Annotated in this window: 7 protein-coding genes; 4 read left to right on the top strand and 3 right to left on the bottom strand. The window is 61.2% G+C overall.

The window, feature by feature from the left end; all coding sequences use genetic code 11:
* The first annotated feature begins 538 nt into the window (after positions 1-538).
* Positions 539-1,396: an NINE protein gene (locus tag PV772_RS22580; RefSeq protein WP_347887648.1), complete on the top strand. Its 858-nt coding sequence runs from the start codon at positions 539-541 to the stop codon at positions 1,394-1,396.
* A 449-nt stretch (positions 1,397-1,845) separates the two neighbouring features.
* On the opposite strand, the gene PV772_RS22575 is transcribed toward PV772_RS22580, so the two are convergent.
* Together PV772_RS22575 and PV772_RS22570 are read right to left on the bottom strand one after the other, a co-directional pair.
* Positions 1,846-2,628, bottom strand: a complete 783-nt coding sequence (locus PV772_RS22575) for a hypothetical protein (RefSeq protein ID WP_347887647.1) — start codon at positions 2,626-2,628, stop codon at positions 1,846-1,848.
* 65 nt (positions 2,629-2,693) lie between these two features.
* Positions 2,694-3,446, bottom strand: a complete 753-nt coding sequence (locus PV772_RS22570; RefSeq protein ID WP_347887646.1) for an FCD domain-containing protein — start codon at positions 3,444-3,446, stop codon at positions 2,694-2,696.
* Positions 3,447-3,543: 97 nt separating this feature from the next.
* Here PV772_RS22570 and PV772_RS22565 point away from each other — a divergent pair, with 97 nt between their 5' ends.
* Genes PV772_RS22565 through PV772_RS22555 form a run of 3 tightly spaced genes read left to right on the top strand, consistent with a single transcriptional unit; the run spans position 3,544 to position 6,609 of the window.
* Positions 3,544-4,422 carry a carbon-nitrogen hydrolase family protein gene (locus PV772_RS22565; RefSeq protein WP_347887645.1) on the top strand — a complete coding sequence of 293 codons (879 nt, stop codon included), beginning with the start codon at positions 3,544-3,546 and terminating at the stop codon, positions 4,420-4,422.
* A gap of 9 nt (positions 4,423-4,431) precedes the next feature.
* A complete protein-coding gene (locus PV772_RS22560; RefSeq protein WP_347887644.1) occupies positions 4,432-5,781 on the top strand; it encodes an APC family permease in 1,350 nt (449 codons plus the stop codon).
* A 48-nt stretch (positions 5,782-5,829) separates the two neighbouring features.
* Complete coding sequence (locus PV772_RS22555) at positions 5,830-6,609, top strand: carbon-nitrogen hydrolase family protein (protein WP_347887643.1); 780 nt, start codon at positions 5,830-5,832, stop codon at positions 6,607-6,609.
* Positions 6,610-8,167: 1,558 nt separating this feature from the next.
* On the opposite strand, the gene PV772_RS22550 is transcribed toward PV772_RS22555, so the two are convergent.
* Positions 8,168-8,293 carry a hypothetical protein gene (locus PV772_RS22550; RefSeq protein ID WP_347887642.1) on the bottom strand — a complete coding sequence of 42 codons (126 nt, stop codon included), beginning with the start codon at positions 8,291-8,293 and terminating at the stop codon, positions 8,168-8,170.
* Positions 8,294-8,923 lie beyond the last annotated feature (630 nt).

Raw genomic sequence — 8,923 nt, 5'->3', positions numbered from 1 at the left:
GGCGCGACCGGCCTGCCCGTATCAATCACCAGACGCGCAGCCTCCCGCCGATACTCAGGAGTGAATTTACGTCGTGTCGTGCTCACAAGAACACCTTCCCGCAGAATCCCAGGATCCCGCTACTTCAGGTGTCCACCAACAGAGGCTAACCCCAGTGCGGGATGGGTGCGGTGATGGGCGCACATGGAGGGAGATCGGTTTAGAGGGCGGGTCGCTTATGCTTATGCCTCGCCAGCCAATTGTTTCAGACAATGTCGCTTCCCCCAACAAGCGTCACGGGCTTCGATACCCGTAAAATGACAGTAGTTTTTGTGGCTCAAGAACTAATCAAGGTTGTGCGAGGATTAGCGCAGCATCGCTCGAATGTGACGCTGAATGCCGCTTCACTTGGTATTTATTAATCGTGTTCAAATAGTCCATTTTGATCTTCTGGCTCTCGCCCTGACTTATTCAGGGTGCTATTGGACGGCTGCCCATATTGCTGTACGCTGACCACGCAAAAGCATCCATAAACAGGATTGATTCAAATGGGGAACCAATGGGCAAAATGAAGGGCAATCGCCTTAACACGGCCGCCAATGTCGGCACCTTTGTAACAGGCCGCCAGCAGTTAAAGCAGCAGAGGAACATGGCTGCAAACACTAATGCGCTCTTGCAGCAGCAGAGGGCAATGCTCGAGATCCAGAAGCAGCAGGCCTACGAGGCCGACTATGACCGGCTGCTGAACCGCACGGACCGGGCTGTGGCCGAGGGGCGGATGTCTCAAGGCGAGGCGGACTATGCCCTGCTGTCTGCCCGCACCGACCGTGCGGTGGCTGAGAGGCGTAAGAACCCCAACGAGGCATTCCATGAACTCCTTGTGGCCCGAGCAGACTTGGATGTGGCCGAGGGGCGGCAGAGCCGTGACGAGGCGAACGCGCACATAGAGCTCGAGTGGTACAACCATCTGAATCCGGCTCCCAAGCCAGGAACCCGCGTTACACATTCATTCGGTGCGATGCTTACAGCGAGCCTCAACTCTGTGACTGCCGGATGGTACAACAAGGAGCCTGGCGTCGCCCGCCGCTGGGACGGAGTGCGATGGACGATGGAGACCATGCCTGCGGCTGCAGCCAAGGAGATTGCCCGCCGTGAATGGCAATCGGTTACGCCTGAAGGACGGGAGCAAAAGTCGAGGACGACAGCCGGAATTTTAGGGATCCTGCTTGGTTTTGTTGGCGCACACAGATTCTACTTGGGCGACAAAGGCTGGGGAGTTGTCCAGGCTGCCGTTTTCGTCCTGACGTTCGCATTTACCTTCGGGTTTGTCGGTCTATGGGGTGTCATCGAAGGCATCATGATCCTGTGCAAGGCGAATACTTTCAGCCGTGACGCTTCCGGAGTACCGCTGAAATAAAACGTAGATCCGCACTCCGGCGCACATCAGGCAAACACGCAAGGGTACGTGGGTAGTCATTGTCGCAGCTTTAGGTATAAGGGGTGGCCACGGTCGTACACCAAACGTGTTCCTAGGTTCACCGCCACCTTCGTCGATGCCGCCCATTCCTTCCTGGGGTTCGACGCCGTCCTTGAGGGTGTTATTTTTTGTGGAGCATGAAAGATACTTAGGCGACGCAACGCCTGATTTTTATAATCTGGCGGCTGCCTTGAAACCACCTTGCTGCCGGTCAGGCAACTGCAAGCAAGATCATGGCACGCAAGCGGCCAGCGCCGTTCCCATTTATGGCTCCGGAGAGCCGGAGCCATCGACGACGCGTCAGGAGAACAGGGCATTCCTGTCGGAACGGCGGCCACGAAATGCGATGAGGACCAACCGAGTGAAAACTACCGGCCAGGACCGAGCGCTTACCGCGCTTCGTTGACAGTCCGGTCCCTTTCCAGTGTTTCGACTAATGTGGCAAGGTTTTCGCCCAGTTCCTTCAAGCGACGGTTTTCGGCGATTTTTGGCAGTTGGAGGTCCTGAGCGAAGCGGCCCAACCAGAGGGCGAGGTCTTCGGGCGCCTCTCTTCGGAGGTCCTCGTGATACCTCCTTCTGAAGGTGGCAAATCCCGTGACCGTAGCCGATGGGTCTTCGCTGCTGAAATCGAGCATTAGCTCGGCGACGGCCCGCTGTTCCTCTCGCCAGAAGATGAGGCTGAGACCGGCGGAGCTGTCTGATGCGAAGGTGCGTGCCAGTCGGCCGACGTGTTCGGCAACGTCGGCGGTGCGTTGGTCGGAATCGAAACGTAGCAAGTTGGTACGGCTGTGCAGGAGTTCCTGAACGGCCCAATATCTAGCAAACCGATGCAGAGTGCCAAGAAGTGCCACATCACGGCGGTAGGCGTCTTCACTATTGAGGTAAAAAACGAAGTTTCTATTGCGAATGTTATCGATGCGGCCCTGCAAATCCTTGGCCGCACCCAGTAGCGGTTCTCGAAGATTTTCAACTTCGGCTCGTGCGCTTAGCTGCCGCTCGTGATCGTTTCTATCCGTATCAAGGCGGTCTTTCAGGCGGATCAGCTCTTCGTTGTTCTTTGCTAGGCCCAGTTGTGTGCGCCGACTTGATGTCGCTGCAATTAATGACGCAACTAAAGAAGCCACTAGGGCGCAAGACGCTGTAATCAGGGCGGCAACAAGGGCAGAATCCATGCCTCATCGTAGTCCGAGTGCGCAGCAGCACCGGCCTCACGCGAGGGGCTGCTGGCCGATTAGCTTTAAGTGGCCCCACCTTGCGGCAGCCCCATGAACATCGTCCGGTGCAGGATGTCCACGTGCTTCCGGGCCACCTCCACGGCCTCCTCAACACGGCCGGCGCGGAGGGCGGCGACCAGGGCGATGTGGTCCTGGTTGGACTTGTGCAGCTTCTCGATGGGGTAGGGGATGAAGTAGTCGTAGAGCTCGGCGAGCGTCTCGTGATAGACCTCGACGGCGGAGTCCAGGCATGACGCAGTGCCCACCAATTGATGAAACTGCTCGTCCATCCGGTGGTAGTAGGACCAGTCAGTCGACTCCGCCATTTCCTGGGTCAGCCGTTCCAACTCGTCCAGCTGCTCGGCTGTGGCATTGACCGCCGCATAGTGGGTGACCGCGCACTCAAACAAAAGCCTCCGGTCCACCAGCCGGTTTACCGCCTGGGACTCAGCCGGTGACGCGGAAAGTGACGCCAAAACCTCAGCAGGCGGCGCGTCCGCCACGAACGTCCCGCCAGCCCGGCCGCGCCGCCGCACCACCACGCCCTGCTCTGCCAGGCTCGCCAGCGCACGCCGCGCGGTAATTGGGCTGACCGACAGACCCAGGGCCACGTCCTCCTGGTCCGGCAGCCGCTCGCCCGGTTTCAGCAGCCCCAGGGAAATGGCCATGCCGATCCGCATCCGGACCGCGTCCATGGCGCTCCGGCGCTCCATCCCGGGCATCCTGCCGGCACCCAGGCGCGGGGGTTCGGGGGTGTCCTCCAGCTGATCGGTCATGACCGCTACTTTACGGCCCACGCCGGCCCCCTTCCCTTTATTGGATCATTCTGATCTAATATAACCCGGATCACACCCCCACAGCGGAGAAAAACCCATGTCACGCATCCTTCCCCTCGTCGCGTCCCAGGCAAGGCCGCGGCTCATCGGCGAACCGGTTTCGGCCTTCGCGGACGAGGTCAAAGCAGCCCTCGAAGCCCAGCCGCACAGCAAGCTGGTCGTCTTCCCCGAGCTGCACCTCTTCGGCGACCAAAACCCGGACCTGCAAAGAACCGAAATGCTCCAGGCGAGCGCCGAGCCCCTGGACGGCCCACGCGTCAAAGAACTCCAACAGCTCGCCAAAGACCTCAACATCTGGCTGGTCCCCGGCAGTGTCTGCGAACGCGGCCCCGAAGGCCAGCTGTTCGACACCCAGCTGGTCCTGTCCCCCGAAGGGGAGCTCGCCGGCTACTACCGGAAGATCTTCCCCTGGCGCCCGTTCGAGCCCTACGATCCAGGCGACCGGTTCACCACCGTGGACCTGCCCGGCATCGGCAGGGTCGGCCTGAACATCTGCTACGACGCCTGGTACCCGGAGGTGTCCCGCCAGCTCGCCTGGATGGGCGCCGAGGTGATCCTCAACGTCGTCAAAACCACGACGCCGGACCGGAAACAGGAGCTCGTCCTCGCCAAGGCGAACGCGATCGTGAACCAGGTGTTCATGGTCAGCGTCAACTGTGCTGGCCCCACCGGCAAGGGCCAAAGCATCATCGTGGACCCGGAGGGCAACACCCTTGCCGAGTCCCCGGTCGATCAGCCGGTGCTGCTCACCGCGGAACTGGACCTGGCCGCCGTCGACCGCGTCCGCACACACGGCACGGAGAACCTCAACCGCCCCTGGTCGCAGTTCCGCGAGGGGGAGCCCGCCGTCGAACTTCCCATCTACCAAGGCCGGATCAACCCGGCCACCTGGACACCGCCGTCCTACAAGCCGTAAGGAAACACCGTGTCAACAACCCTGACCCGCACGCTGAAACTGCCCTCGCTGGTCCTGTTCGGGCTGGCGTACCTGACCCCCATCATCGTCCTGGGAATCTTCGGCATCATCGCCGAAACCACCGGCGGTGCCGCGCCCGCCGCGTACCTCGTGGCGCTTGTAGCCATGCTGTTCACCGCGCACAGCTACGGCCGGATGGCCATCGTCCACCCCGTGGCCGGCTCCGCCTACACGTATGTCCGCCGCTCCATTGATCCCCGGGTCGGGTTCCTGGTGGGCTGGGCCGTGCTGCTCGACTACCTCTTCCTGCCCATGGTCATCTGGCTCATCGGCGGCTCCTACCTGAGCGCGCAGTTCCCAGGCATCCCCATCGGTGTCTGGATTGTGGGCTTCATCGTGATCACCACGCTGCTGAACATCCTGGGCATCAAGGTGGCGGACAAGGCCAACTACGTGCTGATGGCGTTCCAGCTGCTGGTCCTGGTGTTCTTCGTGGCGCTGGCCATCGGCAACGTGGTGTCCGCCAACGGCGCCGGGGGACTGGCCAGCGGGCAGCCGTTCTTCAACGACACGTCCAGCTTCGCCACCATCTCCGCCGGCGCCGCGATCGCCGCGTACTCGTTCCTGGGGTTCGACGCCGTCACCACCCTCACCGAGGAAACCATCGACCCGCGCCGGACCGTGCCGCGCGCCATCATGCTGGTGGCCCTGATCGGCGGCGGCATCTTCGTGGCGGTGTCCTACGTGACCCAGCTGGTCCACGCCGGCGGCGTGTTCGAGGACTCCGCCTCCGCTGCCAGCTCAATCGCACTGCAGATCGGCGGGCAGCTGTTCGGCGCCGTGTTCCTGGCCGGCCTGGTGGTGGCGCAGTTCGCCTCCGGCCTCGCCGCCCAGGCCAGCGCGTCCCGCCTGCTGTACGCGATGGGCCGCGACTCCGTCCTGCCCAAGGCCGTCTTTGGCCGGCTCAACGAGAAGTTCCACACCCCGGTGGCGAACCTGGTGATCACCGGCATCGTGGGCCTGATCGCGATCTTCCTGGACGTGGCAACCTCGACGTCGTTCATCAACTTTGGTGCCTTCACCGCTTTCACGCTGGTGAACGCCTCGGTGGTGTTCCACTATGTGCGCCAGCGCCGGGCCGGGCAGCAGCTGAACCCGGTGTCCTACGTGGTGGTCCCGATGATCGGCGCCGTCATCTGCGCCTACCTGCTCTCCCAGCTGGACAGCAACGCCATTACGCTGGGACTGTCCTGGCTGGTGCTGGGCGTGATTGTCCTAGCCCTGATCACCCGCGGCTTCAAGGCCTCGCCGCCGGAAATGGCGGCCACGGAGAAGGCGACCGTCGAGGCAGCCGCCTGAGCCTGGTTCGTTTGTAGTGTGGCCGTTCGGCCGAGGGAGGGAAGATCCGTGAGGATAGCGCTGGGGCAGCTGGAATCGGGCACCGACATCCAGGCGAATCTCGCCGCGATCGCCCGGTTCGCCTCGCAGGCAGCGGACGACGGCGCCGCGCTGGTCGCCTTCCCGGAGTACGCCACCTACGAGAAGAAAAAGGTGGACGCGACCTTCCCCGCGGTGGCCGAGCCGCTGGACGGGCCCGTCTGCCGTGAGCTCGCCGATATTGCCCGCAGCCACGGCATCGCGCTGGTGGCGGGCGTGGTGGAGACCTCGGAGGAGCCGGGCAGGGCGTACAACACGCTGGTGGCGTTCGGGTCCGACGGCGGCCGGCTGGCTTTCTACCGGAAGATCCACCTTTTCGACGCGCAGGGCTTCGGGGAATCCGAGTTCATCAAGCCGGGTGCTTCCACTGCCCCGGTGGTGTTCGAGCACGGGGGAGCGCGGTTCGGGCTGATGACCTGCTACGACCTGCGGTTCCCGGAGCTTGCCAGGTCACTGGCCGACGCCGGCGCGCAGGTCCTGCTGGTCTGCTCATCCTGGGTGCCGGGTGAGCACAAGACGGAACAGTGGCTGGCGCTGAACGCGGCGCGGGCGATCGAGAACAGCGTGTACGTGGCGGGGGTGTGCCAGGCGCCGCCGGTGTCAGTGGGGCGTAGTGTGCTGGTGGACCCGATGGGCGTTGTGGAGGCTGACCTGGGGCTGGAGCCTGGCGTGCGGGCGGTGGAGGTTTCGCTGGAGACGGTGGACCGGGTGCGGGAGTCGTTTCCTATGTTCCGGCAGCGGCGGTTGTAGGGATCAGCGGTCAGCCGAAGAATTCCGGCCCAAGCCAGCTGTGAAGGCAACCAGGTAACTGCCGTGCGGCAAAGCCGTAGTTCTAGGTTCTGCCATAGCCTGCTTCCAATTCCAGGTAGGAAAGGGGACGAACGATCGGTGCAGAACGCCGGCCATAGTACGACGTTTCCGGGAGCGGCTGAATCTCTAGGCCGGATGCTCGGATCAGGGCGTTTGTATAGTCGATGTTTCGGACCCATGCGCCACCCGTTCGCCCGGCCCCTGAGCGATTCTTAAAGACCTTGCTCCCGGGAAAGATCCAATTCCGCTTACCATCGAGAATTTCGTCTACGACCCGCATGAGTGGCAACTGCGTTCCCCGCAAGGCGCCTGATGAATCATCCAGCCTGGCGATAGTTCCTGCAACTTCCATTACCGGAACACAGCGGGGTGCGCCTTGTTCCCATGGTTTTAGGGACACATAGGGCTGATCAAAGGTTCGCACCCTAATGAATGCTCCCCGTCCTAAATAGACTTGGTGCTGCATTTCAGGTGACAACTGCGCCGAGTCCGTTATCAACCATAGAACCTCATGGCCTAGAGATAGTCTGTGCTCAGTCCTGTGATGGATGTCTGTGTCCCAGCGCTGCACCTCGATGGCGAGGGATCGGTTGGTGGCGTCATTGAGAATAAGAACGTCTGCGTTGGACTCGTAGTCCTCGACAATTGCCCTCATGTGGGACCGTCTTGAGACCTGCTTGGCAATCTCATGCTGGTACCACCGATGTTCGTCGGACATTGGTCCGCCGCCCCGAGTCGAGTGATCCGCTGGACGGGCCGTGAAATGACGGCAGTCAACAGAGCCTGCTGCATTCCGGAAGTGGCGAGTGCCTTGCCGATCCACAGCTACGAGCTTCACGTTACAGAGTCTCACTGGGCATTTGAGCACCGGCTTATTGCGCCGGATATACGACCAGTCACTCTCGTTATGGACGTTGTAGATCTTCCCGCTTGGTTCTTCCCACAGAACAGCGTCCTGTTTTGACCCTTGAGCGGGAACTTCTATGTGCTTCTCCTTCATGCTTCCCCCGAACACGAACGGTAACGAAAATGCGGTGGTTCTCTAAGCGTAGGTATTAGCACTGACAATTCGCTGCTTAATCTGTTGGATTTCGTCGTAATACCGTCACCGAGCTGACCGGCGAAGTAGCAGATAGACAAATGTTCCTTGCCGCGCTCGGTGCGGAGGGCTACCCTCGCTCGCTGGTTGCCGCACACCAACCGGCTGCGCCGGACGTTAGGGATGGCTGGACGCGAATTGAAGATCTCCAAGGAGTGAAAGGCCCTGGCGTCTTTGATCTCCTAGCATTCGTTGTTGCGGGGGCAAAGCCACTATAAACTCAAAGCTGGGGGACAAAGAACTTCATGCCAGACGAAACGCGGCAGTCCGAAATCGCTTGGCATAGCGCCCTTTCCAATGAAGCATTCAAGAAAGTCTGCAGAAAATCCGCTCGTCCGTTTGGCAGTAGAAGTGAGGGGAAGTAACAAAAAGCCCACCTGTGGTGCGCATCGCCTATGCTTAGTCGCGGGACTCCTCCGTGGACAGCCGGCTGATGAGGCCGTGGTACCGGGGTGGCATGTGTTCCATGACGGAGATGGCGGTGCTGGTGCGCTTGATCCCGTCGATTTCCAGGATCTGGTTCACGACACGAAATCGCCCTGACCCGCATGAGCAGCGCCCCCGCATCAAGGCCTACATCCAGAAAAGACTAGCGAAGGCAAGAGCCCACGCGAAACCACCCGACGCCTCAAACGAGCCATCGCCGCGAGGTCTACCGGATCCTGACGAATCCTCCCACGATCGCATCAATCGCGGACCTGCGCCACGACGGCTAACCCACGGACTCACCCTGCAAGCCGCCGCCACCCACCTCGGAGTCCAACCAGCCCCGGATCTCAGAACTTGAACGCGGAAAGCTCCGCGTCGCACCCCTCACCAACGCATACCGCCAATGGCTCAACGACGCTTGACGAGACATAGGGGCATCAAGATACCACCAGCTGGCGGCCGCCACGCCGCAGGCTGGTGGCTTTTTTGTATCCGACAACGAGTGTCGACGGTGCCCATCGACAAGAGCCGCTAGGCAACTTGATACAGGTTGTATGGGAGGCTTGGTGCCGTCGCCTTCGGGCCCTCAATCACCAGCCGGTTGCCATTGTTAGCGGCCATGAAAAACTGCCCGTAGGCGGCCACGAAAGGGACTGCCCCGGCTTTTGTTGACTCGGGGTCTTAGGCCGCTGTGAGCGCGGTCCGGTTGATTGTTTCATATTCGAT

Source organism: Pseudarthrobacter sp. CC12, from assembly GCF_039907755.1.
Classification (GTDB): Bacteria; Actinomycetota; Actinomycetes; order Actinomycetales; family Micrococcaceae; genus Arthrobacter; species Arthrobacter niigatensis.
The sequence above is the reverse complement of the archived record's forward strand: the minus strand, read 5'-3'. Positions and strand labels throughout refer to the sequence as shown.